Source organism: Paenibacillus sp. FSL M7-1455, assembly GCF_038004655.1.
Classification (GTDB): domain Bacteria; phylum Bacillota; class Bacilli; order Paenibacillales; family Paenibacillaceae; genus Paenibacillus_AQ; species Paenibacillus_AQ cookii.
Genome location: NZ_JBBORO010000001.1, coordinates 4,568,197 through 4,595,167, shown reverse-complemented (window position 1 = coordinate 4,595,167; position 26,971 = coordinate 4,568,197). Strand labels below are relative to the sequence as shown.

Here is a 26,971-nt window from a genome sequence, read left to right as displayed (position 1 = left end):
TCGGTTGTAAGTTCGGAAATGCCGTGGGATTTCCATGTCAGGTTTCCGTTTTCACTGCCTTACATTATATCATTTGCCGCCGGAACCGTCACGGACAAAACCGCTTTGGACAGGGATATCATTCGATATTTTCCATGGATTGGCACGGCGATTCGTTTTTCTTCCGGGGGCGTTCCGGAACGCTGCTGCGGACGAGCTCTGCCGTTTCAAGGTCGCGTTCCCGGTTCCGGGCTTCCAGCCCGCAGAGGATTTGGCGTCTTTCGCCTTCTTCCAGGTTTTGGCCGAATTTGAATTTGGCGGTGAGGCGTTCCGGAACGATTTTGACGACGGCCACGTTGCGCAGTCTCGGAGCATATACCGGATGGTCGGCATCGATCGGATCATAGCCGCCTTCCGGCTGGAGTTTGTGCATCAGCAGCGTGAACACCGCCGCTTTTTCGCGCACGTCGGTCACGATTTCGGCCCGTCCGCTTACCGTGACGCTTTTGAAATACGTCGTGGCCGGACAGGCAAGATTGGGATCCGTGAAGTAGGACGGGATGAGGGCGTATTCGTCGGCGACGCTGAAGCTGACCATGGGACTCGCTTTCAAATGGTTCATTTTTTCGCCGATCCGGCTGCCGTGAAAATAAAATATCCCCTGATCGTATACGAAGTTGAGCGGCGTCACCCGCGGACGTCCGTCCTCCCCGACCGTGCCGAGAAAGCCGAAACTCATCCCGGACAAAAATGCTTCGATTTCCTTTTCTTCGTCAACGCTGAATTCATCTCTTCTCATCTGGTTTCCCTCCAATATTTCTATTGCCGGTATCGCAGCCCTTCAAGCCGCGAAAGCTTGTTGTCAGCATAATGGAGACATTGACAATAAAAAAGATCCAATTTAGATTAATTTTAATAGTCCAATTTTGCCTTTCGAACAAAGGAGACGACGGGGATGGAATTGACGCTCCATATGGAGGCATATCTCGACCGACACCGATTCAAATACTTGGCGCTGTATCATGCGTTAAGGGAGGCCATCCAGGAGGGCCGCTTGCCCGGCGGCATGAAGCTGCCGTCGACCCGCGAGATGGCGGAGCGGTACGGCTTGTCCCGCGGGGCGGTGGCCCAAAGCTATGACATGCTGATGGCCGAAGGATACGTATATGCCGAAACGGGCCGGGGGACCTTCGTCACGGATGCGGGCTATTCCCCGCCGTCGATGGAAAAAATAAAGGAAACGCCGATCAAGCTTTCCCAATGGGGGGAACGGCTGCTCCGCATCCCGGACATGCCGCTCGATGCCGCGAAGCGGGCGGAGATCAGCTTCATCAACCAGCCGCTCGAGATGAGCCGTTTCCCGTACGAAGAGTGGCGGAGCGCCTTGTCATTTGCCGGGGGGCGCAAAGGAGTCGGCCTGCAGCATAAAGCGCCCCCGGAAGGGGACGGACAGCTGCGCGAGGCGATCGCTTCCCATTTGCGCGTGACGCGGGGCATCATGGCCCGTCCGGAGCATGTCGTCCTTTTTAACGGTTCGATGCAGGCCATCGTTTTGCTTTTTCAGCTGCTGATGAACGAAGGGGAGGCCGCCGTCGTCGAAAATCCGGGATTCCACGGCATCCGGCGGGCGGTCGAGGCCTGCGGCGGCAACATCATTCCGGCGGCGGTCGACCGGCAGGGAGTGCGGCCGCAGGAGTGGGATGCGGGCATTTTGTTCGTGACGCCGAGCAGGCAGTACCCCACGGGGGCCGTGCTCAGCCTGAAGCGGCGGCGGCAGCTTCTCGACTGGGCGCAGCGGCATGATGCGGTCATCATCGAGGACGATTACGACAGCGAATTCCGTTTTGGCGGGCGTCCGATCGAGCCGCTGAAAACGCTCGATACCCAGGAGCGGGTCATTTATATCGGCTCCTTCTCCCAGACGATGTTTCCCGGCCTGAGGCTGGGGTTTGCGGTTCTGCCGGAAGGGCTGGTCGAGGCCGCCGTGCGCGCCAAATCGCTGTATGAGCCGATGTCGCCGGGGCTGCTGGAACAGCGGGCGCTCGCCAGGTTCATGTCCAAAGGAAGCTACATGCGCCATTTGCGCCGTCTAACCCGGTTGTATGGGGCGCGGCACGGACATTTCTGGGGGCTGATGCATGCGCTCGCCGGGGATCTTTTCGAACTGATGCCCGGCGATGCCGGGCTGCATGTGTATGCGAACTGGCTGAAGTCCGCGGATGAATACGAGGCGTTTCGCGGCGCAGCGGTCCGCCGGGGCGTTGTATTCCGGGATGCGCAGGCGTATTGGATGGGACAGGGGCCTCCGGCGGCCTGTTTCGGGTTCGCCCATCTGACGGAGGAACAGATCGCGGACGGCGTCCGAAGGCTGGTGCTTGCGTGGCAGGATGTGCAAAATTTCTCGTGAAAGGGTATCATGATAGATGGATTTGCGCTTTTGCTGCATTGCGGCATTCGCTTTTGCGTACACGGCGATCGACTTGATTCATGTTCAGTAAATATCATAAGGGGGAATGACGCCATGCTGCATGCGTCGCCGTCTTCTTTTCAAATACTGCCTTCGCTGGCGAAAATCGTATGCGAGCCGGGATGGAAATGGCAGAAACGCGAAAAAGCGCTGGAGAACTACGATTTGTTTTATGTATGGAGCGGGGAAGGAACGGTGATCCGCAACGACGAGCCGTTTGAGGTCGGCAAAGGCAGCTGCTTTTTGTTCAGGCCGGGGGATCATACGAGCGCAACCCATAATCCGCAAAAACCGCTCGTGCTGACGTACAGCCATTTCAGGATCAACGAGCCGGTGACCGACATTCCGCAGCCTTACCGGAGGCTCACGGACACGGTTGATTTCGAGTACATGCTTTCCCGGTACGTGAGGCTGTTTCTGGTGAACACGTTCGCCGCGCAGGAGGAAGGACAGCTGATCCTGAAGCAGCTCATGATCCATCTGCTGCGGCATGACCGCGAACAGCCGGAGGAGAAAAAGGCCAGCAACCAGCTGACCGAGGCCATCCACGAAATCGCGAACTACGTCCAGCAGCATCCGGGCAAACCTCACCGGGTAGAGGATCTTGCCGCCCGCGCGGGATTGTCGCCGCGCTATTTTTCGATCAAATTCAAGGAGCTGATCGGGACGCCGGTCCAGTCCTACATCATCCGGACGCGAATCGAGCGCGCGCAGCATCTTTTGCTTCATGCGGGCATGAACGTAACGGAGGTGGCGGACGCCCTCGGCTATCGCGACATCTTTTTCTTCAGCAGGCAGTTTAAGCAATATACGGGAAAAAAACCTTCCGAAATCCGTTGAATCCTTATCGGAGCCTTCCTCCGATGATCGCGGGCGGACAGGCAACGGTCCCGTAAAGGAACAAACATACGCATGGCGGGCGGGTCGGGTCGACTCCGTACCGCCATTTTTGCTGCAATGAGTTTTTTTTGGGAAGGGCAAGCGATGGGCCGGAGGCCTGCAAGAGGGGATGGCGAGGACCGGAGCAGGCGGCACGGCGGCGATGGCTATCGAAATTTCCGGGCCCGGTATGCTATGCTGGCTATATGGAATTTTGTAATGATAGAACAGAAAAAAACGGCAAAAGAGCGAAAACAAGGGGGGGATACCCATGAACGAAGCGTTTCATGCGGATTCGGAGGACAGCAGAAGACTGCTGCTCGTTCAGGCGGAGGCGGCTCTGACGGCTGCCCTGGAGCAGTACGGTATTCAGGAAAAACATCTGGATTTCATTCAGGTGTCGGAGCATGTCACCTATAAAATCGAAGATGAAGCGGGAAGGTTGTATTTGCTCCGCGTTCATCCCGCAGCGGCATCCTCAGGGGAAACCGTTTCGGAAATGGAGTGGCTCGAATATTTGGCGCGGGTCGAGGGGCTTGTGGTCCCCACGGGCGTTCCGAACCGCGAAGGCTCGTACGTCACCGAGGTGGAGACGGGTCGGGGGCAAAGCTGGAAGGTGTCGGTGCTTCGCTGGATCGATGGCGACCATTGGGAGGGACAGTACAGCGAAGAGCAGCTCCTTCTCATGGGCGGTCTGCTGGCGAAGATGCACCGGGCGGCCCTCCGTTTCAAACCTGCCGAGGGCTTTGTCCGCCCGGTATGGGACGGGGAGCCGTTCGCGCGGGAGACGGCCAGGCTCAAGCAGCATCATGGGAGTTTTCTAACCTCGGACGAATACGCGATTTATGAGCAGGCGGCCGCCAAAGTGACGGCCCATATGTCCGGCATGCGGCGGGATCGCGAGAGTTTCGGCCTCATTCACGGCGATTTCCACGAAGGAAACATGGTGTTCAAAGGCGGGGAGCCTTATCCGATCGATTTCGGGCGCTGCGGTTTCGGCTTCTATTTGTATGATTTGGCGCAGTCGTTTATCGGCTTGTACCCTGTGCAGCGTCAATGGTTCATGGAAGGATACGAGCGGCTGCGGCCCGTTTCCGGCCAGCCGGGCTGCATTCCTGCGCTCGAAACGTTTTTTGTCAAAGCGCTGATCGAAAACCAGAGCTTCCATGCCCCGCATCCGTGGGAAGCGGCGGAGCTGAGGGAAAGCAAGCCGTATTCGTTGGCGCTCCTTCGGCATTATTTGGACGGGAATCCGTTTCTGTTCGAAGCGATTCCCGTATAAGGTGGGGTAACATGAAAACAATGCAAGGGGAGCCGGTAGCCCTGGTCACGGGCGGTTCAAGCGGCTTCGGGCTGCTGACGGCGGTTGAGCTTGCCCGGCGGGGATTCGCCGTCATCGCGGGCATCCGGAGGATGGAGGCGCAGGCAGGGCTGATGGACGCGGCGGCGGAGGCCGGGGTGCAGGGAAAAATCGTTGCCGTGCGGCTGGACGTTACCGACCCGGCCGGCGTGGCGGACGCTGCGGCATACATACGCCGGCAGTACGGCCGGTTGGACGTGCTGGTCAACAATGCCGGAACGGCCTACGGAGGTTTCGTCGAGGAGGTGCCTGCCGCGATTTGGCAGGAACAGATGGATACGAACTTTCACGGCATGGTGCGGGTGACGCAGGCGGTGCTGCCGATCATGCGGGAGCGGGGGAAAGGCCGGATCATCCAGATGAGCAGCATCAGCGGCCGCATCGGATTTCCGGGATATGCGCCGTATGCTTCCTCGAAATTCGCCATGGAGGGTTTCAGCGAATGCCTTGCGCTCGAAGCCAAACCCTTCGGCATCGATGTGGTCCTGGTAGAGCCCGGTGCCTACGGCACCCCGATTTGGGACAAGGGGTTCGCGCAAATGAGCGCTCCCGAAGGTTCGCCTTACCGGGCCATGATGGACAAGGTGCTGGCGTTTTCGCGAAAAAGCGCACGACAAGGAGGCGACCCGAAGGAGGTAGCCGAACTCGTTGCGCGTATCGCATGCATGAAGCGGCCCGCGTTCCGGTACGCCCTGCCGGGAAGCACGCGGTTGACGCTCCGGGCCAAAGCGATCCTGCCGGGGCGTTTGCTGCAAAAGATGATCGCTTCCGTCATGGGACGGGACGAAAGCGGATCTTAGCCCTTGTCCCGCGGGACCGGAGGGTGAAGCGTTCCGAGAAGCTGGCCCATCCGGACGTGGTCCCCGGGCTTCAGGCCGGCCCTTGGCGTAAACGTTCCGTCCTGCGTCAGCAGCACGACGGTCGAGCCGAATTCGAAATAGGCCAGGTCGTCGCCGTTGTTCCAGCGGGACACGGATTCGTCGTCGTAACGGATGCTGCTGACGTTCATGGCGCCGACCTTCACGACGGCCACCTCGCCGTATTCCCCGGCGATGTAGGTGATCAGCCGCTCGTTCCGGCACAGCACCGATTTCATCCGGGTCATGCCGAATTCGTTGACCGGATAAGCCCGGCCCTTGATGTGCTCGCTTTCCGTACGCACCCCCGTAATGGGGGAATGGATGCGGTGGTAGTCGGTCGGGCTTAAATAAAGCACAAAAAAATAGCCGTGTTTGTACAGCTCCAAATGGGGGGAGAAGTTCAGCAGCTCCGCCACGGAATAATCCTGGCCTTTGACGTTTAATATCGTCCCCGCGGAAATGTCGCCCATGGCCGTTATTTTGGCGTCGACCGGGCTTGTCAGCACGTTCGGCCCTTCCTCGACCGGGCGCATGCCCGGCTTCAGCCGGCGCGAAAAAAACTCGTTCAGCGTCCTGTATTCGTGGATTTCCTTTTCGGCTTCGTCGGCTGGAATCTGATAGCTTTTTATAAAATAAGGGATGACGCCCCTGCTGAGCCTGCTATGGGAAAAACGCCCCATCAATGCGGATAGCCACTTTCTTGAGGAGAGCTCCGTCATCAGCCTTAACAATCGTTTTGCCATGCTATTTCTCCCTTCGGATGGTGCTTCGAGTCGATTTATAGAGTTAACGTGCGCGGCCGCCTTTTGGTTTCACCGAATTTCGGCCGGATCCGAAATGCGCAGCATACTATTTTTGGAACACTCTGAAATATATTGACATAGAATAGCGGTTAAATCAATAACGTCTAACGCAAGACGGACGGCCGCATGCAGGGGGAGGAAGTAGGGCAGGGGCTGCCGAGGAAAAATTTTTTCTGTTGCCAACCGGCACGGAATTGGTGTATTTTGGAACCAGGAACCGGACGCTTTCGCATGCTTCGTTTTTTTGGCGAAGGGCGGTCCGTTACATATGGGATGCGGGAGCTTGAGTGAATCAGGCTGAGATTGCAGCTGTATCCGCTGCTGACCGGGAATCTGATCTGGATAATGCCAGCGTAGAGAATTCGCGATAGAAGCCCATGGACCGGGCTTATTTAACCGTCTCTCTTTGCGTATCCAGGGCGGTTTTTTTCATGCCTATTTTTGCGCATTCCCGCTCACCGAAGAAGAGAGGAAGATGTAGGATGAATCACGTGCTTCAGGCGGAAAAAAGGAAAGGGCTGCGGCTGAGCGACCTGCTGGTCACGATTTTGCTGTCGCTTGCGCTTGGCGTCGTCTATCATTTTTGGAGCTCGGTGTACGATCTGTTCAAGCCGCTGTTTTTTCAGGCTGATGAGCTGGTGTACGGGGTCTGGTTTTTGGCGCCGACGCTCGCCATGCTCCTGATTCGCAAACCCGGCGTTGCCCTGTTGGCGGAGGTGGCGGCGGCACACGTGGAAATTTTGTTCGGCAGCGAATGGGGCGTTCAGCTGGTGCTGTACAGCGTCGCGCAGGGCCTTGCGGCGGAACTGGTTTTTGCCTTGCTGCGCTACCGCAGCTTCAAGATGGGGACGGCGGCATTTGCGGGCGCGGCCGCTGCGCTCGGTTCGTTTGCGGTCGATGTTTATTTCGGTTACGTGACGGACTATACGCTCGGGATGATGCTGTTCAAATACGTGCTTAGAATCATCAGCTCCGCGATTTTGGCGGGATATTTGGCGTTTGCGCTGGCGAAGGCATTGGAGGCTACCGGCGTGACGCAGCTGCTGCGGCCCGTGACCCAAAAGGATTATGAAGCGCTTGACCATGATTGAGCCGTTGGATTTAGAACCGTTCGGGCCGGAGACCGTGGCGGGAGTCAGCAAGCTCAGGCTTAAATTTCCGGGAGAGCCGTCTTTCGTGTTCAAGGATTTGTCCCTGTCCGTTCGTCGCGGCGAGAAAGTGCTGCTGCTCGGGCCCAGCGGCTGCGGCAAATCGACGCTGCTGCAGGTGCTCGGCGGGCTGATTCCGCAAGTGATCGAGGTGCCGATCAAAGCGGAAGGCATCGTGGCGCCGGATTCCAGAGGGTACGTGTTCCAGGATCCGGATACGCAGTTTTGCATGCCATACGTCGACGAAGAGCTGGCGTTCGTATTGGAGAACCGCGGCATTCCGCGGGAACGGATGGTGCCCGAAATGCGCCGGGCCCTTGAAGCGGTCGGTTTGCGTCCGGATCTGCTGCATGTTCCGGTAGACAGCCTGTCCCAAGGCATGAAGCAGCGGCTGGCGCTGGCCTCCGTGCTGCTGCTGGAGCCCGAGGTCATTTTTCTGGACGAACCGTCCGCCCTCCTGGATCCCGAGGGAAGAAAACAGATGTGGGAGTCCGTCTGGAAAGCGGCGGAAGGGCGGACTTTAATCGTCGTGGAGCACCGGATCGAAGAGATCGCGGACCGGATGGACCGGATCGTCCTGCTGGCTCCGGACGGGAGCATTCTCGGCGACGGCCCTCCCGCATGGGTTTTCGGCGCCTTCCGGCGGGAGCTGCAGCAGTACGGCATCTGGTATCCGGGCGTATGGGCGGATTTTTTCAAGGTGCTTGACCTGAGGCGGGGCGGAGCGGCGAAACCGTTGGAACCGGACGCATCCGCTCCGCTTCTCACGCTGCGGCGGTTTTCGGGATTCCGGGCCGGCCGGCCCGTGGTGCGGGCAGACGAGGCGCGGGTCGATCCCGGGGATTTTATCGCGGTCGTCGGTCCGAACGGGGCGGGCAAAAGCTCGTTGTTGCTCAGCCTGATGTCGCTGCTGCGCTTTCGGGGGGAATACCGGTTATGCGGGGAGGCCATGCCGGAAACGGAGGGCGCTTCCCGGAGAGCGCGCCGGGCGATTCGTCCGCCCACGGACCGGATCGGTTACGTGTTCCAAAACCCGGAATTCCAGTTCGTCGCGGAATCGGTGCTGGGGGAAGCCGGCTTTTCCGCGAAAGCGAAACAAGCGGGGAAGGCCGAGGCCGAAGCGAAAGCGCGAAGGTTGCTGCGATTCTTTCATTTGGAAGGGCTGGAACGCCGCCATCCGTACCAGCTTTCCACCGGCCAAAAACGGAGGCTTAGCATGGCGGCCGCCGTCGTGGGCGAGCAGCCCGTCCTTTTGCTGGATGAACCGACTTTCGGCCAGGATGCCCGGAATACGTTTGCGATCCTCGAATACTGCCTGGAGATGCAGGAAAAGGGCGCAGCCATCGTAATGGTCACCCATGAAGAGAATATCGCCCGGCGTGTTGCCACGAAGGTGTGGGAGGTGCTGGACGGCGCGGTTACCGAACGTCCGGCGATCGAGGCCGATCTGGCAGAAAGGCGGGCGGGCACATGATCGAATTGCTGAAACCTACGCGGCAAACGGTGCTGCTGCGCACCAATCCGGCCATCAAGCTCGTCCTGTTTGTCGCGTTGTGCCTGGTCACGGTGCTGACGCGGAACATCGACTTCGCGGCGTACCAGGCGCTGACTTATACCGTTCTATTGTTCGCGTTCGGCGGGTTTCCGGTCCGGAAGACGCTGCTGTTGGTTCTGCCGTTTGGTTTTCTTTTCGTCTCCTCTTCGATGACGATGATCCTGTTCGGGAAGGGGGACACGTTGTGGTGGCAGTGGGGGCTCTTTCGCATTTCGGAGGAAAGCTTTTACCGCGGGCTGCATCTGGGATTCCGCTCGATTGCGTTTGCGGCCGAAGGGTTGCTTTTTGTCAGCACGACGCCGTCCGTGAAGCTGTTTTACGCCCTGATGCAAAATTTCAGGCTGGCCCCACGGTTTGCTTACAGCTTTATGGCCTCGATCCGCCTGCTGCCGATGGTGTGGGAGGAATTTTTGATCCGCAGGCAGGCGCTTCAGGTACGGGGGATCACGGTTCGCGGAAAAGGGTTGCGGGGGATGGCGGAGCATGTCCGGCTGTACGCCGTGCCGCTCCTGTCCCAAAGCATCCGCCGGGCCCACCGGGTAGCCGTTGCGATGGAAGCGAAGCAGTTTGACGGCGGGGGAAAACGAACCTATTATTACCCGTCGAACGTTTCATGGACCGACGCGGCCGCCGTCCTGCTGCTTGCCCTCGCTCCATGCGCGGCTTATGCCGCCGCGGTCGTCTTCCCGTGGTTCGGCATCGCCGATGTCCGCTATCATTCCTAAACATGAGGGAACGAGGGAGCGGGCATCAGTCCCCAAGAAGATAACGTGCATAGGCCATGGGTTTGCGGTACGTTTCCATCCACAGCCCGTTCAGGCCGGCCTTGCGGAAGCCGTAACGCTGATCGCGTCCGTTGCATTCGATAAAATAAGGTTTCCCCGTTTTCGACAAGCCGATGTCGAGCCCGAAGTCGGCCGCCCAGGGGAGATGCAGCTCCAATCTTGCGGCGATCCGCAGGGCAAGCTGTTTTACGTCCGTCAAGACGACATCGGGCGCCAATCCGGGAAGGCTTTCGGCAAGGACGGTTTCGGCGGGAAAAGCCCTGCCTCCTTGCGCCACGTTCGAGACGAAGGTGCGGGAGGAGGCCGCCTTCGCGTACAACCCCGTGATTTCCCATTGTCCGCTGATGCCCCGCTGCACGGAAACGCGCAGGTCGTACGGCCGGTCCTTGTACTCCGCCAGGGCGATGCGTTCCTGCACGAGGTAAGGCATGCGCGCGAGCCGTCTCCGCAGCATGGCCGGCAGCTGGTTTTGATGCAGCGTTACCGTTTTCCAGCCGGAGGATCGGCCGCTGGGGGAATAGGTAAGCTTCCAGGCCGCTCCGGCCCGGCGGAGCCGCCATATGCCGCGGCCGACGCTGCCGACGCAGGGCTTCATGACCAAATCGTCGTAATGCCGCATCATGTCCGTGATGGATGAGGATGTGGCATTTTGCGTTTCCGGGAGGTGGGGCGCAAGCAGCGGGTCTTTTTTGAGCAGATGGTGTATTTCATCTTTTCCATAGCGGTTAAAAGCATTAAAGATAACGTAACCCTGGCGGAGCAGGTATTCGACTTTTTGCCGCGACCCAGCGTCCAAATAGATCGCCCGGTTATGAATGACGCGCGGGATCGGCATGCGCACGAGCGTCCAAGCATCGTCCCTGAGCACGTAAGCGCTGCACTGCCCGTTGTCCGGGTCAAGATCCTGAAGCCGCATATAGCAGGGGATCAGACCGTAAACCCGCGCGGCCTCCTCATAGTTCGATAGGGATTCCTGCCCGGTTGTTCCATGCGGAATTCCCCGGTGCACAGCCGCATTCAACAGAATCCCGACATAAGAAAACCACACATTTCATCCCTCCTGTATCTTTATCGTCGTTTTTTTAACTCTCGCCATAGATGCCCGTGATCTTAGGATGCGGAAACTTGGCCGGTGCCTTCCGGATGGCGTTCCCCCCGGTCGATATAGTTTATGCCGCTGGTTTCGTGACAGCAAGGGACGTTTGTCCGTTTGTTTTCAGCCTATTTTGGCTTCGGGTCTTCCCCGTTTGTCACCGCCCTCCCCCGTGGTTGTATAGGCTAGAGAAGGGAAGGTTCAGTCGCATGTTTATGCCGAACAGGCACTTCCACCTGGTGGGAAGGAGGGGACAGCAAATGGAAAAGCAAAAAGCCGCCGTCGTAACGCCGGGTTCGTTTTATATTCCTTCGGGCCGGAGCAGTTCCGTGGAGCGGGTGGTGGAACAGATGATCCCTATGGTGCCAGCAGGTTTCGATACGAGAATTTACGGAGTCCGGGAGCCGGGACGCCCTGTCGTCGGGTCGATCGACGGCGGGATTCCGGTTCATCGCCTTCCCGGAGGCGCCCGTTATGCTTCGGCCGTGATCCAAGCCCTGTCGGCGTGGAGGCCGCGGGTGGTCGACGTGCAGAACCGTCCGCTTCTGGCCTGCAAGATTAAAGAAGCTTTGCCTGACAGCAAGGTGGTGGCATCCATTCATTCGCTTACCTATATTTCGCCGCCTTATATGGATCGGGAGTCGGCAGGCCGGGTCCTGCAGCCGCTGGACGGAATCGTCGTCAACAGCATGTATTTGAAGCATGAGGTGACCGCGCGCCATCCCGCGCTCCGGGACAAAATAAGCGTCAACCCGCTTGGAGTCAGGCTCCAGGACTTTACCCCGCGCTGGAATCCGTCCTCCGAGGCGCTTCGGGAAGCCAAACTGAGGGACAGGGGCTGGCAGGGAAGGCGGATCGTCATGTATGCCGGAAGGCTGCTGCCGATCAAGGGCGTGCATCATCTGCTTGCCGCTCTTCCTGAGCTGGTGCGGGCCGTGCCGGACGTCATGGTGCTGATCGTCGGCAGCCCGTATTACCAATCCGGCAGGCCTCATCCTTATGAACGGTATCTTCACGATCTGGCAGAACCTTACCTTGGGCATGTGACCTTCATCCCCTTCGTCTCGTACCCCGCGATATCGTATTGGTACCATCTGGCCGATGTCGTGGCGGTTCCTTCCGCGGAAGGCGAAGCCTTCGGCCTGGTGAACGTGGAAGCGATGGCATCGGCGGTTCCGGTGGTGGCTTCGGATGCGGGCGGGATCCCGGAAATCGTAGAGAACGGGAAAAGCGGGATCGTGCTGCCGCTTCCCTCCCTTGGAAAACAGCTTGGCGCTGCCGTGATCCGGCTTTTAAACGATGAACCGCTGCGGAGGGAATTGGGGCAAGCGGGGCGCTTGCGGGCCGCCCGGTCCTTCCAATGGCAGCAGACGGCCGCCAGATGGCATGAACTGATGCAAAAGCTCGCCTCGTTGTGACAAAGGCCCATCCGGGCGCATATGATGCCAAAGGATGTTACGGCCAGGAAGGGAGCGAGGGTACTTGAAAAAGAAGGGTAAAAAACAGCCCGACAGAAACGGCAGACGCCGCTATTTCGTGGATAACCCGAATATTCATGAGTTGGAAATGATACCTAAACCAAAACTGGATCTTATGCCGAAAGTCCAGGAAACGCATGCTCAAATCAAATCGGTCGTTGCGGAGGCACCGCCGGAGCCGGCGATCCCCGTGGAACCGGAGGCAGAAGAACAGCAATATGAAGCTGAGCAGCAAGAAGTCCCGGCAGAGCCGGATGCAGGGGCAGAGACCCTTGGGATCAGCGTTCTTGAGCCCCAGGAGACGATCGAGGAATGGATTGCGGAGAAAAAGCTGCCGGAGTCGGCGAAGCCCTTTATTTATGCCGAGGATTTGAGCGACGGATCCGTCGTCACTTCCAAAATCGCATTCCGCGCGGTCGACTCGTCCAGACTGAAGCCCGGCGCGGTCGATGGCGAAGCGATCGCCGATTATGCCGTCACCCATGTCCATTTGGCCGACGGGGCGGTAACGACCTCCAAAATCGCGGCGTATTCGATCATCGAAGACCATGTGGCGGACGGCGCATTCGGCGGAAGCAAGCTGCGGGACCAATCGATCGGCGGAGAAAAAATCCGCGCTGGCAGCATCACCTCCGACAAACTGCAGGATCAAGCGATCGCATCGGAAAAAATCGCCGACGGCTCGATCAAAACGCGCCATCTCGCGGAGCTTGTCGTCTCGAGCCGGCTGATCCAGGATGAGGCCGTCACCGAGGAAAAAATCGCCGGCTCCAGCATCCAATCCCGCCATCTCGCAAGCGGTGCGGTAGATACCTCAAAGCTGGCGGACGGCGCGGTCACGGCCTCCAAATTGCGCGACGGCGGAATTACCGGGGAAAAGATCAAGGAACGAACGCTTGAAGGCATCCACATCCGGGAACGGTCGCTGACGGGCGACCTGATTGCGGACGGTGCGATCTCAAGCGGACAGATCGCGGCCGGAAGCATCGGCACGGCCCAGCTGGCCGAGGGATCCGTAACCTCGAGCCATATTCAGCCGGGGTCCATCGGCGGCGGCAGCATAGCTCCGTCATCCATTTTCGGCATCCATTTCGCGGACGGCACCATTCAAGGCCGGCATATCGGGACGGGGGAAATTACCGCAGCACACATTGCCGACCAGAGCATCAGCTCCTCGAAGCTGGAGGAGCAGTCCGTCAGCACGGCCCATATCGTGGATCAGACCGTTACGTCCTCCAAAATCGCCGATCAGAGCATTTTGCCGAGCAAAATCGCAAGCGAAGCGGTCCAAACACGCCATTTGGGGCAGGGGGCCGTACAGGAAGGACAGATTGCGCCTGATTCCGTTTCCGGCCGCCATATTCGGCAGGGAGCCGTTACCGCGGGGCATTTGGCAGATAACAGCGTAGGGTCCGGACAATTGCAGCCGGCTTCCGTTCAGGACATCCATCTGGGCGGGCAGGCCGTGAAACAACACCATATTACGGCAGGAGCCGTCGGAACGGGACAACTGGAGTCCGCTTCCGTTACGTCCGAGAAGCTGGCCGATGCGAGCGTTACCGCAAGCAAGCTCGCGCCCCGCTCCGTCGGAGGGGAAATCATCGCGGCAGAGGGCGTCGGGTCGGAGCACATCCGCGCAGGAGCGGTCGGCAGCCGCCATCTTGCCGGGCTTAGCGTGGAATCCGGTGCGATTGCAGACAAAGCCGTCGAGACCCGCCATATCGGCCCCGGCGCGATTTCGGCCGAACATCTCCAGCCCGGCATCGTCGGCACGGATATACTCGGCAGGGAAGCGGTCACGTCCGACCGTCTGGCTGCAGGCAGCATCCAGATGAGACATCTGAATCCGTCCATCGTGACCCATGTCCATCTCGCCGATCATGCGGTCACTTCATTAAAGCTGTCGCCCGAAAGCATCGCCACGGACAAAATTCAAGACTTGGCCATCACGGCCAACAAACTGGCGGACGGCAGCATCCTCTCCGCCAAAATCCGCCAGGGTGCGGTTGGCGGGGAACATTTGGCGGAAAACAGCGTGGAGTCAAGGCATTTGCGGCAGGCCTCCGTCCAGAACACCCATTTAGGCGACCAGGCCGTGGAACAAAAGCATATTTCGGAAGGAGCCGTCGGAGCCGGCCAACTGCAGTCCGCTTCCGTAACGACCGAGAAGCTGGCGGATGCGAGCGTTACCGCAAGCAAGCTTGCCCCGAACTCCGTCGGCGGGGAAACGATCGCGGCAGAGAGCATCGGGTCGGAACATATCCGCGCAGGAGCCGTGGGCAGCCGCCATCTCGCAGGCCGGAGCGTCTCGCCCGATGCCCTTGCGGATGAAGCGATCCAATCCCGCCATATCGGCGCGGGAGCGATTGCGGCCGAACATCTCCAGGCCGGGATCGTCAACACGGACATTCTCGGCAGGGAAGCGGTCACGTCGGACCGATTGGCCCCGGGCAGCATCCAGACGAGACATTTGAATCCCGCCATCGTGACCCATGTCCATCTCACCGATTATGCGGTCACTTCGCTAAAGCTGGCGCCCGAAAGCGTCGCCACGGATAAACTCCAAGATTCGGCTGTCACGCCGGAGAAGCTGGCGGACGGCAGCATCCTCTCTTCCAAAATTGCCAAGGGCGCGGTCGGAAGGGAACATGTGGCCGAAGGGGCCGTCCATTCCCTGGCGATCGAAAACAGCGCGGTGGAATACCGGCATTTGGCGGCGGAGTCAGTCGGATCGGAGCAGCTGCAGCCGGGGATCGTGCAGGAACGTCACCTTAGCGTCGGTTCGGTCGGATCAGAAGCGATCGAAGACGGCGCGGTGGAATACCGGCATTTGGCGGCGGAGTCAGTCGGATCGGAACAGCTGCAGCCGGGGATCGTGCAGGAACGTCACCTTAGCGTCGGTTCGGTCGGATCAGAAGCGATCCAAGGCGGTTCCGTTGCCGCCCAGCATTTGTCGCCGGAGTCGGTAGCAAGCGTGCATTTGCAGCAGGAGGCCGTTCGTTCCATCCATCTTCACGAAAAAAGCATCCAGCAGCGGCATATCGCGCCGAATGCCGTCGTATCGCGCCATTTGGCCGAGGATTCCGTCGGACCGGAGCAGCTCCAAAACGGATGCGTCGGAGCGGAGCATCTGACCGAAGGCTCCGTTTACGGCGGGGCGATCCAGGACGGTGCCGTAACGCGAAGCAAAATTGCCTTCGAGTCGATCGGAAGCCATCAGCTGGCAGAGGAGTCGGTTGGGGCTTACCATCTGCAGTCCGGCTCTATACAAGAACGGCATTTGGGGGACGGCATCGTCAGTTTCTCCCATCTCGCGCCGGAAGCCGTCGGCGGCGGCCATCTGCAGGAGGGAATCATCACGGAGCGGCATCTTGCTTACGGGGCCGTATCGGGTGATGCTTTGCAGGAGGAAGCCGTCACCGGGGATAAAATCGCGCCCGGTTCGATCGGGCACGGGCACATCCTGCCAGGGTCGGTATCCGCGGCTCAGCTTCAGGAAAAATCGGTACAAAAGTGGCATCTCGCACCGGGGGCGGTCGACTACATGCATTTGGCCGCCGAATCGGTCGGCGAAGACCAACTGCAGCCGGGCGTCGTCAGCGAGCGGCATCTCGCCAGCGGGGCAGTGAGCACGGAGATTTTGGGCAACGAGGCGGTCACGTTCGAAAAACTGGCGGAATCTTCGGTCGGAAGCGTCCATATCCAATCCGGAGCGATCGGTGCCCGGCATTTGGTCCCCGGCGCCGTGCACGGCGAAGCGCTCCGCGACGGCGCGGTGCATTCGGCCAAGGTCGCGCCCGGCGCGATATCCGCCACCCATATTCAGCCGGAGTCGATCCGTTCGCTTCATTTGCAGGCCGAAAGCGTTGAGGAATGGCATTTGCAGCCGGGGGCCGTGAACGGAAACCATCTCCAGGACCAATCCGTTGAGGCAAGGCATTTGGCCGATCAATCGGTGACGGCCGCCCATTTGGCCTTCGCTCCGGTCCGAAGCGCATCGCGGGTGCCGACCGTGCAGCAGTGCGGAATGACCTCTTTCCGCATCGGGGAAGGCGAGACGAAGGTCGAAGTCCCCGTCATGCTGCAGGAGCCGTACCCAAGCAACCAGTACGTCATCGTGGCGATGTGCAACCACCCAGATTTTTATGCCGTATTGAAAACCCAACGGGAGGATACCGCGTTCATTGAAGTGGTTCGCCGCCAAAACGGGGCCGAAACGTTCGGATTCCTTTCCTGGATTGCCGTCGGCAGCGCCCCGATGTAATCAAAGCCGGACATGATGCGAGCCGGGTCAAGGTTGGAAGGACCTTGATCCCGGCTCGTTTTGCGTTTGAAGCCACGCGAGCCGTTGCCGCTCAAACCGCTGCGGAGCGAAGCAAACATGCACAAACGCCGCGTCCGCTCTTGTGGCCGCCGCATAGGATACTTAAGGAATATCAGCCGACTCGAACAGGGGGGAGTATGCCCGCATGCACAAGCCATCTGGACGAATACGAACTACAAATCGGTCGCGGCGGAGGAGAAGCAACCGCACCGTTGCAAGCTTTTTGGCGCGCAGGACATGCGGGAGCCCGGTCGTATCGGTCATTATCCCGGCAATGAACGAGGAAAGGACAATCGGCCACGTCATCAGGGAAGCCTGGAAAGTCCACGAGTCCTGCGAAGTGATCGTCGTCGCTAACGGTTGTACCGACCGAACGGAGGAGATTGCCGCAGCGATGGGAGCCCGGGTCCTGCATTACGACGAGCCGCTTGGACACGACGCGGGCCGGGCCGTTGGCGCCGCCGCGGCCGCGGGTCGGGCGTTGTTGTTTGTCGATGCCGACATCAGGATCGGCGGTTCGGATCTTAAACCGTTTGTGTCCGCGGTGTTAAACGGGACGGATGTCGCGTTGAACCGTTACGGCGGGCCGATCCGCCTGCGACACCCCCATCCCGTCGTATTAGCCAAGCATACGCTGAACACGTTTTTGGGGCGCCCCGATTTGTCCGGAGCCTCGATGACCACCGTTCCGCATGCGATCAGCCGCAAAGCCGCCGATTGCATCGAAACAAGCAATCTTTCCGTCCCCCCGCTTGCCCAGGCGATCGCCGTACGGAGCGGCCTTAAGGTAGCTGCCGTTCACGAGGTTCCTGTCGGAAGGATGAACCGGCGCAGGGGCAAACATAACGGGCAGGATCTGCTGCAGCAGGTCGTCATCGACGACCATTTGCGGGCGATGGAATGGTATATATCCCATACGGATTCCAGGGCAGGATTCACCGATCTGGGCCGGGATAGAGACAGGGTGGGGAGGTGAAGGGTATGGGTGCAGGAACGGGCCGGTCGGCAAGAAAACGCCGGAATAGCGGGCGGTCCCGCCGCCCCGAAAGGAAACATCGCGTATCAACAACGAAAAAGCGTTCATCGGTTTACCGCGGAGGAACCTGGAGGGACCCGTGGCTGCGCCGCGCGGCGAGCGCCGGATGGGAAGCCGGAAACGCCGCCCCGCCGGATTCCGGAGCCTCGGCGTTCCATGCTTCCGCGCTTCAGCAATCGTTTGCGGAATGGATGAACGAAAGCATAAAAGAAAAACCGGGTTACGCCAGAATGAAACGTTTGTCGGAAGCTTACGCTCAAGGGTACTCCGATGCCGCCGGGCGCAAGGACAGGGGGATTCCGCTTCCGCTGCGCGGCAGCGCGGCTGCGGTGGTGTGCGCGAGCAGCGAGGAGGACAGCATCGATGCCGTGCTGCGCGAGCTGGAAAGGCTGCCGCTCCGGCAGATCATCGTCGTGCTGAACGGATGCCGGGACCGCAGTTACGCGCTTGCCCGGAAGCACCGCCGGGTAACGGTCGCGTATTATCCGGACCTGTTGGGGCACGACGTAGGCCGGAGCCTCGGCGCCAAGCTCGCCGAAGCGGACATCGTGTTGTTCTGCGACGGGGACATGGCCATCGCCGCGGAGGATCTGGCGCCCTTTTTATATGCCGTTGACGCAGGGTGCGACGTGGCCTTGAATGACCTTAACGGATTTTTGCCCTTGTTCGCCGATCAGGATGAGGTCACGCGCTGCAAAAGCTTTTTGAATGCCGTTCTTTCCCGGGGGGATTTGGGCGCAAATTCCATGACCGCCGTGCCGCATGCCCTGTCCGGGCGGCTTCTCCGGCAGTTGGATCTACGCCATTTGTCCGTTCCGCCGAAAGCGCAAGCGATAGCGGTGCTTGAAGGGTACCGCGTGGAGGCGGTGCATGCCGTAGACGTCTTTTCGGGCAACCGGAGGCGGGCAGGCAACACGGGCAGGGGCAACAGCGTTGCAGGCATGATTATCGGCGACCATGCGGAAGCGCTTGGAGAAGTGCTGAGACGGAGGGGAGTTTCCGGCCTGAAGCCTCCTTTGTCCCGCAAGGACGTCGCGATGCGGAGGAATGCGATGTGAAAAGGAAACGGGGTTTGACCAGCATTATCATTCCCACCTTCAACGGCTTGGATATGCTCGTCTCGTGCATCGAGTCGATCCGCGAATACACCGATGTTCCTTACGAAATTATCGTCGTGGATAACGCGTCCACCGACGGCACGGATGAATATTGCGTCCGGGAAGGCGTCGTTTTTATATCCCTGCCGGCCAACGAAGGATTTCCCAAGGCTTGCAATCTCGGGATGAAGGCAGCCCGCGGGGAGTATCTCCTCCTGTTGAACAACGACGTGACCGTTACGAAAAACTGGCTCGGCAATTTGCTTGCCGCCGCCGACAGCCGCCCGGACATCGGGCTCGTCGGGCCGGTCACCAACGAGGCAAGCGGCATTCAAAAGGTGGAGATTGCCTTTCAGGACCTGTCCGAATTTCAGCGGATCGCCTTCGAAAACAACCGTCCGGATCCGGGGCGTTGGCTCGAAGTAAAGCGGATCATCGGCATGTGCCTGCTTATCAAGAGGGAAGTGGTGAACCGGATCGGCTATTTTGACGAAGCGTTTTCCCCCGGCCACTATGAAGACGACGATTATTGTCACCGGGCCCGGCTTGCGGGCTACCGTTTGCTGATTTGCGGGGACGTGCTCGTGCATCACCGGGGAAGCGTCAGCTTCAGACAAGCGCAGCCGGAGCAGCTGCAGGCATTGATCGAACGAAATTACCGGTTGTTTATCGAAAAATGGCATTTTGATCCGCGCCAGTTTATCGAAGAACACTAAAACCGAACCCGAAGGAGGGAAAGTGCAGTGAAAGGCGTCGTATTGGCAGGCGGCACAGGAACCAGATTGTACCCGCTGACCCGGCTGATCAACAAGCATTTGCTTCCGGTAGGGAAGTACCCGATGATCCTCTACGGCTTGGAGAGGCTTCGCCAAGCAGGGATTACCGATATATTGATGGTGATAGGCAAGCAGTCCGCCGGGTTGTACACGGACTTTTTGGGCAGCGGCAAGGAATTCGGGGTCCATCTCACCTACCGGATTCAAGAAGAGGCGGGCGGCATCGCCGAGGCGTTGGAATTGGCCCGGGGATTTGTGGCGGAAGGAGAACGTTTTGTCGTGCTGCTCGGCGACAATCTGTTTATGGATGATTTGAAGCCGTTCGTTGACGGTTTTGTTCGCCAGCCGGAGGGAACGGCCAAAGTCCTCTTAAAGCAGGTGAAAGATGCGAGACGTTACGGAGTCCCCGTTTTCGACGAAAAAAACAAGGAACTGATCGCCAAAATCGAAGAAAAGCCCGCGCAGCCCAAGTCCTCTTATTGCGTCACCGGAATATATATGTACGATACGGCCGTATTCGATATCATCTCGCAAATTCATCCCTCGGAACGCGGGGAGCTTGAAATTACGGATGTGAATAACGTGTATGCAGCGGAAGGAAAGTTGGAATACGACATTCTCCAAAAATGGTGGAGCGACGCAGGCACCTTCGAATCGCTGCAGGAAGCCGGGCGGCGCATGAAGGGGATGATTCCATGACACGGCCATATCATACCACGGCAGCCTTCGTTCCTTTACGGAAGAAGGCTGCTCTTGTCAGGAGCGCCAAAAGGCGAAGAAACGGCGTACGGGCGGCCGCCCGATCCGGCAAGCGGCATGCAAGACGCGGACGCAGCCCCTGGAGAAAAGCGGCCCCGGTCTCTCATCGGCGCAGGCGAATGGCCGATTTTTCAGCAGCGCACACTCAAGAACTCAACTTGCCCGACACGGGAGAGATTCGGGATTCGCGAACGGACCAAGCCGAAGAGTCGGCGTATGCCAAAGGATTTGACGCAGGTTACAAGGCGGGCGCCGCGACCGGAGCGGAAGAGGAGATGGCGTCGCTGCTTCCGCCGTACACGATTCTCCCGGGCGTCTCGGCCAAAGAGGTGATGGAGGCTGGATTACAGCGTTTTTTGCCCCGGCTTCAGCCGTTGTTGAAACCGGAGGAGGTTCATGTTCGCCTCGAACAATCGTTAGCCTTAAAAAAACCGTTGTCGGTCGTTCGGCTGGGGGACGGGGAACTGCTTGCTTTGGCCCACGACACCGTGCTTCCGCTGGCGCATGCCAAGGCGGCGGGGCCGTTCCTGACCCGCGCCGGGATCACCCTCCCGGATTACGAGGCGAGGGAGCGGCTGGCGGAAGCCGTCCGGGGAGCGGACATCATCGGCATTCCGGCGTCGCGGTTGCCTACGTATCAGGGCCTGCTGTTTCCGGTACTCCGTTATTACGGCATCGGCCATGACCCGCATCGTTTCACCATCTCAACCATAAATTATGCGCTTCACGAGCACAGGCTGCTTCAACCGCTGCTGCGAAACAGGCAAGTGCTGGTCATCGGCAACAAGGCAGAACCGTTGGCTGAAGTCCTTTCCGCCTCAGGCGTGCATATTACGGGGACGGTCGCCCCCGTCAACGGGTTCAGGGACGTTCCTGGCGCGCTTGCGGCGACGGCGCAGCATACGTTCGATATCGCGCTGGTCGCAAGCGGGATTCCCGCGGTCGTGATCTGCCAAACCATCGCCGCGGAGCTTGGCAAAGTAGCGCTCGATTTCGGCCATTTGGCCGATAAGCTCATTTCCGGCGAGCTGACCTACGATGACGACGCATCGTAAGACGGCCGGTGCCCGGCACCGGCGGACATCATGCCAGGCGAGGAGGGTTGATCTATGAACAGGAAAAAAACCGGCGTCCGGGCGAAGGATGCCGCCCTGCGTTACCAAGCCGGGTTCGAGCGGGGCTACGAACAGGGGCTTGCCCAAGGCCGAGAAGCGTTCGGACGCCCGTTCCACGGCACAAGCATCGTCATTCCCAGCTATAACCAGCTGGATTACCTGTCCCGCTGCATCGACAGCATCGAAACGCACACGGCCGAACCATACGAAATCATCGTCGTCGATAACGGTTCGACGGACGGGACGGAAGCCTACTTGAATCGAAAAGCGGGCCGGCTGCGGTACAAACGTTTGGAAACGAACCGGGGGTTCGCCGGCGGCGTGAATCAAGGGCTCATGATGGCCAAAGGCGACACCATCGTCATTTTGAACAACGATACGCTGGTCACGGGCGGCTGGCTTACCCATATGCTGCGCTGCCTGGAAAGCGACCCCCGAATCGGCGCCGTAGGACCGGTGACGAATTACATCAGCGGCGAGCAGCAGATCCCGGTGCCGTATAACGACGTGGAGCAGATGTGGGAGTTCGCGGCTGCCTTCTGCCGGCCGGATGCGTCCAAATGGCGGCAAACCGACAGGATCGTCGGATTTTGCGTGCTTTTCCGGAAGGAACTGCTGGAGCGGGTCGGTTATTTCGATGAAGGCTTCCGCGTCGGAAATTACGAGGATGACGACTGGATGATCCGGATCCGGCTGTGCGGCCTTAAGCTCGTCATTGCGGGCGACGCGTTCATCCATCATTTCGGCAGCGTCAGCATGAAGAATCTGGGACGGGAACGGTTCGAAACGGTTCAAGGATACAACGAGCGGTATTATGCGGAGAAATGGGGGAATCCCCATGCGTGGGTAGAGGAGGCACGGCAGCTTGGATACCGCGGTGCCGACGGGGAGGCTGAGCCTTGCGGCTCGCCCGCCGACTTTTTCCCCACCCAAGTGCTGATCCGGGATCAAGGGGGGCGTCAGTATGTTCTCTGCGAAGGCAAAAAACATCCGTGCAACGGGATGGAAGAGAAGGCGGGAATCCGGTCGGTTGTGTTGTCCAGGCTGGATCTCCGCAGCATCCCGGCGGCAGAGGCGCCGATGGGGGAACAGGAGATGCTGGCTTTGCTTAGGCCCGCCGAAGGCGGGCTGAGCGACGGGCAAATCGTCAGCTGCGGCGACGGAACCGTCTATCAGTGGCGCCAAGGTTCGGTTCGGCCCTTCGTTTCGGACTATGCCCTGAAGCGCTGGAACCTGAAAGAGCGGAACATCGTTCATCTCCCGCCTGAAAAGCTGCGCTTGATCCCCCGCGGATTGCCGATCATCGCTCCCCCGGTGCTCGAAAATCCCGTGCTGTAATAAATTTCTGACTGCGGGCCGGGTTACCCGTAACTGTATGTAGGCGGCCGGCATAAGATATAGCAGGCAGAAGCGGATCAGGAGGGGCGGGCCTTCGCGGCTTTTCGCGGAACATCTACAGGAGGAATCGACCATGCAGAATAAAATCGATGAAATGTTAATCCATATGTCCCATTCCCATCAACAGATGGCCAGGGTTCTGGATGCCGAGCGGCAAATGGCCGTCCGGATGTCCCAGATCATTCACGACCTTCCGGACGCCGATCCCGAATTCGACGGGATTAGCGGATTGATCGAGAACTCCGGGCAAATCAATAAGAGCATCATCGCCTATCTGGGAAGTATCGCGGATCTTCAGGAAGCGCTCGCGGAGACTCTGAATCATGTCGTGAAAGAGCTCGGCAGCAATGAGGAAGAGTAATTGGAGACTTGATATAGGAGAGTGCTGCAGATGAGCAGGGAGCAGGCATTTTTGCATATGCTGGACGCCGCATCCAAAATTCAGTGGAACATTGCGATGATTTTGGAGGCTAAGGCGGTTGAGGCGGAGAAAGTCCGGAACTGGGCGATCAACCACTTGACCCCGGATGCATTTGAAACGCATGATCATCAGCTTAACGAACCGCTGCAAATTCACGGCCAAATCGTCGAGCTGCTCGAAGGTTTGACCAAACTCGAAAACGGGCTTTGCAGCAATTTGAAAGCCGTGCTCGTTCAGGATGAAGGAGGCTTCGGCGGCGAGGACGGCATGTTCGGCCCGGGATTCGATATGGGAGACATCGAAAAATGAGTCTTTTCGTGAGAGAACAGGAAGCAAAGCTTGAGCTGATCGCCTCCATCGCGCGCAGCCAGCAGGCGCTTGCCCGGATTCTCGGCAGCATTGCGGATATTTCCTCCCATTCGGAATTGTCCGCGCGGAGTTTGAGCGAAAACATCCGTCTTCTCACGCAGTATCAAGCCGCCATGTGCGAGATGCTGCAAGGAATCACGTTATGCCACCCCCGCAGCGGTACTCCTGCGCCGCCCTGGTTAAACGCATCCCGACTGCCGCATGCACGATGACCGAACTAACAGGAGGAATAACGGATGAAGACCAAGAAACGTGTTTCCCGGTCCGCGAGATCCGGCACCCGGAGGCGGAAGCTTCTCGTTGCCCGAAAGGCCCGAGTGCAAAGAACGGGAAGGCTCCGTGCGAACAAAACCAGGCCGCGCCGGCTTGTCAAGGGCAGAAAAGGACGGCTTTCCCGGCTTGGCGCCCTTCGCAGGAAGCGCAGACGCGGGTGGGGTAACCCCGTCCTTCCGGCTCCGGTAGAGCAGGGCTCGCTGCCGCAATCGCCGGACGTCGCTTATAACGAAGGATACGACGAAGCTTACAACGAAGGTTTTAATGCCGGATTCGCCAAAGGTTATGAAGACGGGCATCAGCTCGCTTATCAATCGAAATGAGGATTTGGCCAAAATCCTGAAATAAATTAGCAGGGATAGGAACACAGTCAAGCCTTCGCTCCATGGGAAACCTATGGGGTTGAAGGCTTTTTCGCGCCCTTAAAACGTGATACGCGCCAATTTCCCGCCCGAAAGGCAGCCGTCCATGATGCATGTGCCTCTTCCGCATATATTTATCATTATAGAATGATATAAGCCTTCGGCGAATGCCGAGCCGGCTTAGATCAGCTGCAAATAGGAACACTTTTCCCGCATGTTATATGCGGCCGGAATTCTACCTTATTTTACGACAGGCAGGGTGAGAGCTGTGGAAAAAAATGTTGCAGAACAAAGCGAAGGTTACCGAAGCGGTTACGGTGCCGGCTACCGGCTCGGCATTTGTCAAGCCGTCGAGAAAAGAGTCCCGCCGCCGCCGCCCTATTTCCGGGATATGAAAATACTTTACGTTCCCCAAGGCTTTCATGCCATTGATCAGGGAGTTGCGTCGGCGCTTCGCAGCCTGGTAAAGGAATGCATCGTCGGGGAAGCCCCGAAAATGCTGGAGCTGGCCGTCAAGGAACGGCCCGATCTCGTCCTTGTCATGAACGGGCTGCACATATTCCCCGACAATCACCTGGAGGATGTGGCCAGAATCCGGGGGATGGGGATCAAAACGGCAATTTGGTTCGTGGATGATCCGTATTTTACGGAAGATACGGCCCCCATGTGCACGGGCTACGATATCGTGTTTACCCATGAACTCAGCTGCGTCCCGTTTTACCGCGGACTTGGCGCGGCGAAGGTGCATTATTTGCCCTTGGCCGTCAACACCGCCATGTTCAAGCCCCAACGTCCGGCCCCCCAGCATTTGTACGACATTTGCTTTATCGGCAACGCCTTTTGGAACAGGGTCGCGATCTTCGACGAAATGGCCCCGTTTTTGGAAGACAAAAAGGTGCTGATCGCCGGCGGTTTTTGGGAAAGGCTGAAGGAGACCCGAATCCTCGGGCGGTTCCTGCACCTGGGGTTCATTCCGCCGGAGGAGACCGTGAACTATTACAACGGGGCAAAAATCGTCATCAATATCCATCGCCCGGACGAGTATGGGCAGGACAACCGGAACACCCACCGCATCCGCGCCAAATCCATCAATCCGCGCACGTACGAAATCAGCGCCTGCGGCACGATGCAAATTACGGACATCCGGGAGGATACGCATTCGCATTACCGGCCGGGCTACGACATCGAAACCTTCGGTTCGGTCAAAGAGCTGCAGGACAAAATCAGCCATTACCTGGCACATGACGACGAGCGCTTACAATTGGCATGGCGCGGTTTATGGACGACGCGAAAAGAGCATTCCTTCGTTTCGAGAATCAAAACGCTGCTGGAGCATGTTTAACCCAACTTATTCAAAGACGGGGCACCGAACCCCGAAGTCGATAGGTCTGGAGATTGTCGAAAAAAAAAGAAAGAGGAGCGGGTTGTCACATGTCAATCGTAAAACACCGGAAAATGGTGCACCACTATCAGCCGAGTCCGGCTGAAGAAGCGCGGGCGCGCGGACGCGAGGCGGGGTATTCGGGGGGATACGAAGAGGGATATTTAAAGGGCCGGGCCGACTATATCGTCAAAAGCCACACGGAATCGTTCCCTTTCCGCCAGCTTCACGTCCTGTACGTCGCCTCGGGGAAAGGGTTCCCGTATTCTCCGATGGACGAAGCCATTTCGACGACGCTGCGCGGGCTGGTTGCCCAAGTCACCGTCATTGAGCCTGGCCAGCCGGTCAGCGAAATCGCTTATCAACTGATGCCGGACCTCGTTCTCGTGCTGGACGGCATGTTTGTTCAAAACGAGCAGCTGGACGATATCCGCCGCCAAGGGATCAAAACGGCCGTCTGGCTGACGGATGATCCGTATTACACGGATATGACCACGGAAAACGTCAACCATTACGATTACGTATTCACATTGGAATCCAACTGCATTCCATATTACCAGCAGCTTGGCTGCAAGCAGGTTTATCATCTGCCTTTCGCCGCTTTTCCGGATTATTACAAACCGGCAAGAACGCCTTCCCCGCAGCGCAGGGACGTCAGCTTCATCGGTTCCGCTTACTGGAACCGGATCGAATTCCTGAGTCCGATCATGGACCGGTTAATGCAGTATAATACGCTCATCAACGGCATTTGGTGGGACCGCCTGCCCAATTTTGCCGCTTACCGGGACCGGATCGAAGTCAATAAATGGATGGGACCGCAGGAAACGTCGGATGCTTACAACGCCTCGAAAATCGTCATCAATCTTCACCGTTCCCACGAAGATGATTCCGTCAACAACAATGCCGTAAAAATTCCCGCCGCATCCCCGAATCCGCGCACGTTCGAAATTTCCGCCTGCGCCACGCTGCAGCTCACCGATTCCCGAAGCGACCTTGCCAAACTTTATACGCCCGGCAAGGAGATCGAAACGTACAACTCGCCGGAAGAGTTGTTAGACAAAATCCAATATTATCTCCATCACGAGCAGGAGCGCAGGGAGATCGCCCTGAACGCGCTGGACCGCACGCTCCGCGAGCATACGTACGGCCATCGCTTGAACCAATTGCTGTCCATCGTATTTCCGTAAACGGGGAGGTTCCCCTCCACTTTTGGACATCTGGAGGGGAGCATATGTCGTGCCGGTACAGATTCA

General features: G+C 58.6%; 24 protein-coding genes and 1 riboswitch. Of the genes, 21 read left to right on the top strand and 3 right to left on the bottom strand.

The features are described from left to right. Positions 1–118: 118 nt before the first annotated feature. Positions 119–778, bottom strand: coding sequence for a pyridoxamine 5'-phosphate oxidase family protein (locus NYE48_RS21195; RefSeq protein ID WP_212948150.1), 660 nt, complete (start codon positions 776–778; stop codon positions 119–121). Positions 779–934: 156 nt separating this feature from the next. Here NYE48_RS21195 and pdxR point away from each other — a divergent pair, with 156 nt between their 5' ends. The 4 genes from pdxR to NYE48_RS21175 all read left to right on the top strand — a co-directional run bounded on the left by pdxR (position 935) and on the right by NYE48_RS21175 (position 5,485). Beyond that, complete coding sequence (gene pdxR / locus NYE48_RS21190; protein WP_340999876.1) at positions 935–2,386, top strand: MocR-like pyridoxine biosynthesis transcription factor PdxR; 1,452 nt, start codon at positions 935–937, stop codon at positions 2,384–2,386. A 114-nt stretch (positions 2,387–2,500) separates the two neighbouring features. Then, positions 2,501–3,286, top strand: coding sequence for a helix-turn-helix domain-containing protein (locus tag NYE48_RS21185; RefSeq protein ID WP_036710836.1), 786 nt, complete (start codon positions 2,501–2,503; stop codon positions 3,284–3,286). Positions 3,287–3,596: 310 nt separating this feature from the next. Further along, positions 3,597–4,607, top strand: a complete 1,011-nt coding sequence (locus NYE48_RS21180) for a phosphotransferase enzyme family protein (RefSeq protein WP_212948140.1) — start codon at positions 3,597–3,599, stop codon at positions 4,605–4,607. An 11-nt stretch (positions 4,608–4,618) separates the two neighbouring features. Then, a complete protein-coding gene (locus NYE48_RS21175; RefSeq protein WP_212948132.1) occupies positions 4,619–5,485 on the top strand; it encodes an SDR family oxidoreductase in 867 nt (288 codons plus the stop codon). On the opposite strand, the gene asd is transcribed toward NYE48_RS21175, so the two are convergent. Next, a complete protein-coding gene (gene asd / locus NYE48_RS21170; protein WP_212948130.1) occupies positions 5,482–6,288 on the bottom strand; it encodes an archaetidylserine decarboxylase in 807 nt (268 codons plus the stop codon). The two genes, NYE48_RS21175 and asd, sit on opposite strands and share 4 nt — an antisense overlap. A gap of 325 nt (positions 6,289–6,613) precedes the next feature. After that, a riboswitch (TPP riboswitch) is annotated at positions 6,614–6,725 on the top strand. A gap of 105 nt (positions 6,726–6,830) precedes the next feature. Here asd and NYE48_RS21165 point away from each other — a divergent pair. The 3 genes from NYE48_RS21165 to NYE48_RS21155 are packed head-to-tail and all read left to right on the top strand — an operon-like array spanning position 6,831 to position 9,776. Then, complete coding sequence (locus NYE48_RS21165) at positions 6,831–7,439, top strand: ECF transporter S component (RefSeq protein WP_212948128.1); 609 nt, start codon at positions 6,831–6,833, stop codon at positions 7,437–7,439. Then, a complete protein-coding gene (locus NYE48_RS21160; RefSeq protein WP_212948322.1) occupies positions 7,432–8,970 on the top strand; it encodes an ABC transporter ATP-binding protein in 1,539 nt (512 codons plus the stop codon). The genes NYE48_RS21165 and NYE48_RS21160 overlap by 8 nt, the downstream gene beginning before the upstream one ends. Next, a complete protein-coding gene (locus NYE48_RS21155) occupies positions 8,970–9,776 on the top strand; it encodes an energy-coupling factor transporter transmembrane component T family protein (RefSeq protein ID WP_212948320.1) in 807 nt (268 codons plus the stop codon). The genes NYE48_RS21160 and NYE48_RS21155 overlap by 1 nt, the downstream gene beginning before the upstream one ends. Positions 9,777–9,801: 25 nt before the next feature. Here NYE48_RS21155 and NYE48_RS21150 read toward each other — a convergent pair whose 3' ends face one another. Next, the gene (locus NYE48_RS21150; protein WP_212948126.1) at positions 9,802–10,884 is read right to left on the bottom strand and encodes a YheC/YheD family endospore coat-associated protein; all 1,083 of its coding nucleotides are present in this window, start codon (positions 10,882–10,884) and stop codon (positions 9,802–9,804) included. 305 nt (positions 10,885–11,189) lie between these two features. Here NYE48_RS21150 and NYE48_RS21145 point away from each other — a divergent pair, with 305 nt between their 5' ends. From NYE48_RS21145 to NYE48_RS21080, 14 genes are all read left to right on the top strand, one after another. After that, a complete protein-coding gene (locus NYE48_RS21145) occupies positions 11,190–12,347 on the top strand; it encodes a glycosyltransferase family 4 protein (protein ID WP_340999875.1) in 1,158 nt (385 codons plus the stop codon). A gap of 64 nt (positions 12,348–12,411) precedes the next feature. After that, complete coding sequence (locus NYE48_RS21140; RefSeq protein ID WP_340999874.1) at positions 12,412–16,671, top strand: WIAG-tail domain; 4,260 nt, start codon at positions 12,412–12,414, stop codon at positions 16,669–16,671. Positions 16,672–16,876: 205 nt separating this feature from the next. Continuing rightward, complete coding sequence (locus NYE48_RS21135) at positions 16,877–17,707, top strand: glycosyltransferase family 2 protein (protein ID WP_340999873.1); 831 nt, start codon at positions 16,877–16,879, stop codon at positions 17,705–17,707. Positions 17,708–17,712: 5 nt separating this feature from the next. Further along, positions 17,713–18,825: a glycosyltransferase family 2 protein gene (locus NYE48_RS21130; protein WP_340999872.1), complete on the top strand. Its 1,113-nt coding sequence runs from the start codon at positions 17,713–17,715 to the stop codon at positions 18,823–18,825. Continuing rightward, positions 18,822–19,580 carry a glycosyltransferase family 2 protein gene (locus tag NYE48_RS21125; RefSeq protein ID WP_340999871.1) on the top strand — a complete coding sequence of 253 codons (759 nt, stop codon included), beginning with the start codon at positions 18,822–18,824 and terminating at the stop codon, positions 19,578–19,580. The genes NYE48_RS21130 and NYE48_RS21125 overlap by 4 nt, the downstream gene beginning before the upstream one ends. A gap of 27 nt (positions 19,581–19,607) precedes the next feature. After that, entirely contained in the window at positions 19,608–20,339 is a 732-nt protein-coding gene (locus NYE48_RS21120; RefSeq protein ID WP_212948117.1) for a sugar phosphate nucleotidyltransferase, read from the top strand. After that, positions 20,336–21,454, top strand: coding sequence for a GT-D fold domain-containing protein (locus NYE48_RS21115; RefSeq protein WP_340999870.1), 1,119 nt, complete (start codon positions 20,336–20,338; stop codon positions 21,452–21,454). Before NYE48_RS21120 ends, NYE48_RS21115 begins: the two co-directional genes overlap by 4 nt. Before the next feature lie 54 nt (positions 21,455–21,508). Then, a complete protein-coding gene (locus tag NYE48_RS21110) occupies positions 21,509–22,852 on the top strand; it encodes a glycosyltransferase family 2 protein (protein WP_340999869.1) in 1,344 nt (447 codons plus the stop codon). A gap of 133 nt (positions 22,853–22,985) precedes the next feature. Next, complete coding sequence (locus tag NYE48_RS21105) at positions 22,986–23,273, top strand: hypothetical protein (protein WP_036714357.1); 288 nt, start codon at positions 22,986–22,988, stop codon at positions 23,271–23,273. Between the two features lie 30 nt (positions 23,274–23,303). Further along, the gene (locus tag NYE48_RS21100) at positions 23,304–23,642 is read left to right on the top strand and encodes a restriction endonuclease subunit S (RefSeq protein WP_212948113.1); all 339 of its coding nucleotides are present in this window, start codon (positions 23,304–23,306) and stop codon (positions 23,640–23,642) included. Next, complete coding sequence (locus NYE48_RS21095) at positions 23,639–23,914, top strand: hypothetical protein (RefSeq protein ID WP_036714360.1); 276 nt, start codon at positions 23,639–23,641, stop codon at positions 23,912–23,914. Before NYE48_RS21100 ends, NYE48_RS21095 begins: the two co-directional genes overlap by 4 nt. Positions 23,915–23,938: 24 nt before the next feature. Continuing rightward, the gene (locus tag NYE48_RS21090; RefSeq protein ID WP_036714362.1) at positions 23,939–24,298 is read left to right on the top strand and encodes a hypothetical protein; all 360 of its coding nucleotides are present in this window, start codon (positions 23,939–23,941) and stop codon (positions 24,296–24,298) included. A gap of 253 nt (positions 24,299–24,551) precedes the next feature. Next, complete coding sequence (locus tag NYE48_RS21085) at positions 24,552–25,679, top strand: CgeB family protein (RefSeq protein ID WP_445324034.1); 1,128 nt, start codon at positions 24,552–24,554, stop codon at positions 25,677–25,679. 89 nt (positions 25,680–25,768) lie between these two features. Then, positions 25,769–26,905, top strand: a complete 1,137-nt coding sequence (locus tag NYE48_RS21080; RefSeq protein ID WP_445324033.1) for a CgeB family protein — start codon at positions 25,769–25,771, stop codon at positions 26,903–26,905. Positions 26,906–26,971: the final 66 nt, after the last annotated feature.

Bases quoted from the DNA above. Each gene is read 5' to 3' on its own strand.
- NYE48_RS21110 (WP_340999869.1), top strand. From the start codon at position 21,509: ATGAACAGGAAAAAAACCGGCGTCCGGGCGAAGGATGCCGCCCTGCGT.
- NYE48_RS21185 (WP_036710836.1), top strand. From the start codon at position 2,501: ATGCTGCATGCGTCGCCGTCTTCTTTTCAAATACTGCCTTCGCTGGCG.
- NYE48_RS21195 (WP_212948150.1), bottom strand. From the start codon at position 778: ATGAGAAGAGATGAATTCAGCGTTGACGAAGAAAAGGAAATCGAAGCA.
- asd (WP_212948130.1), bottom strand. From the start codon at position 6,288: ATGGCAAAACGATTGTTAAGGCTGATGACGGAGCTCTCCTCAAGAAAG.
- NYE48_RS21105 (WP_036714357.1), top strand. From the start codon at position 22,986: ATGCAGAATAAAATCGATGAAATGTTAATCCATATGTCCCATTCCCAT.
- NYE48_RS21165 (WP_212948128.1), top strand. From the start codon at position 6,831: ATGAATCACGTGCTTCAGGCGGAAAAAAGGAAAGGGCTGCGGCTGAGC.
- NYE48_RS21175 (WP_212948132.1), top strand. From the start codon at position 4,619: ATGAAAACAATGCAAGGGGAGCCGGTAGCCCTGGTCACGGGCGGTTCA.
- NYE48_RS21180 (WP_212948140.1), top strand. From the start codon at position 3,597: ATGAACGAAGCGTTTCATGCGGATTCGGAGGACAGCAGAAGACTGCTG.
- pdxR (WP_340999876.1), top strand. From the start codon at position 935: ATGGAATTGACGCTCCATATGGAGGCATATCTCGACCGACACCGATTC.
- NYE48_RS21100 (WP_212948113.1), top strand. From the start codon at position 23,304: ATGAGCAGGGAGCAGGCATTTTTGCATATGCTGGACGCCGCATCCAAA.
- NYE48_RS21145 (WP_340999875.1), top strand. From the start codon at position 11,190: ATGGAAAAGCAAAAAGCCGCCGTCGTAACGCCGGGTTCGTTTTATATT.
- NYE48_RS21080 (WP_445324033.1), top strand. From the start codon at position 25,769: ATGTCAATCGTAAAACACCGGAAAATGGTGCACCACTATCAGCCGAGT.
- NYE48_RS21130 (WP_340999872.1), top strand. From the start codon at position 17,713: ATGGGTGCAGGAACGGGCCGGTCGGCAAGAAAACGCCGGAATAGCGGG.
- NYE48_RS21160 (WP_212948322.1), top strand. From the start codon at position 7,432: ATGATTGAGCCGTTGGATTTAGAACCGTTCGGGCCGGAGACCGTGGCG.
- NYE48_RS21135 (WP_340999873.1), top strand. From the start codon at position 16,877: ATGCACAAGCCATCTGGACGAATACGAACTACAAATCGGTCGCGGCGG.
- NYE48_RS21085 (WP_445324034.1), top strand. From the start codon at position 24,552: ATGTTATATGCGGCCGGAATTCTACCTTATTTTACGACAGGCAGGGTG.
- NYE48_RS21095 (WP_036714360.1), top strand. From the start codon at position 23,639: ATGAGTCTTTTCGTGAGAGAACAGGAAGCAAAGCTTGAGCTGATCGCC.
- NYE48_RS21115 (WP_340999870.1), top strand. From the start codon at position 20,336: ATGACACGGCCATATCATACCACGGCAGCCTTCGTTCCTTTACGGAAG.
- NYE48_RS21090 (WP_036714362.1), top strand. From the start codon at position 23,939: ATGAAGACCAAGAAACGTGTTTCCCGGTCCGCGAGATCCGGCACCCGG.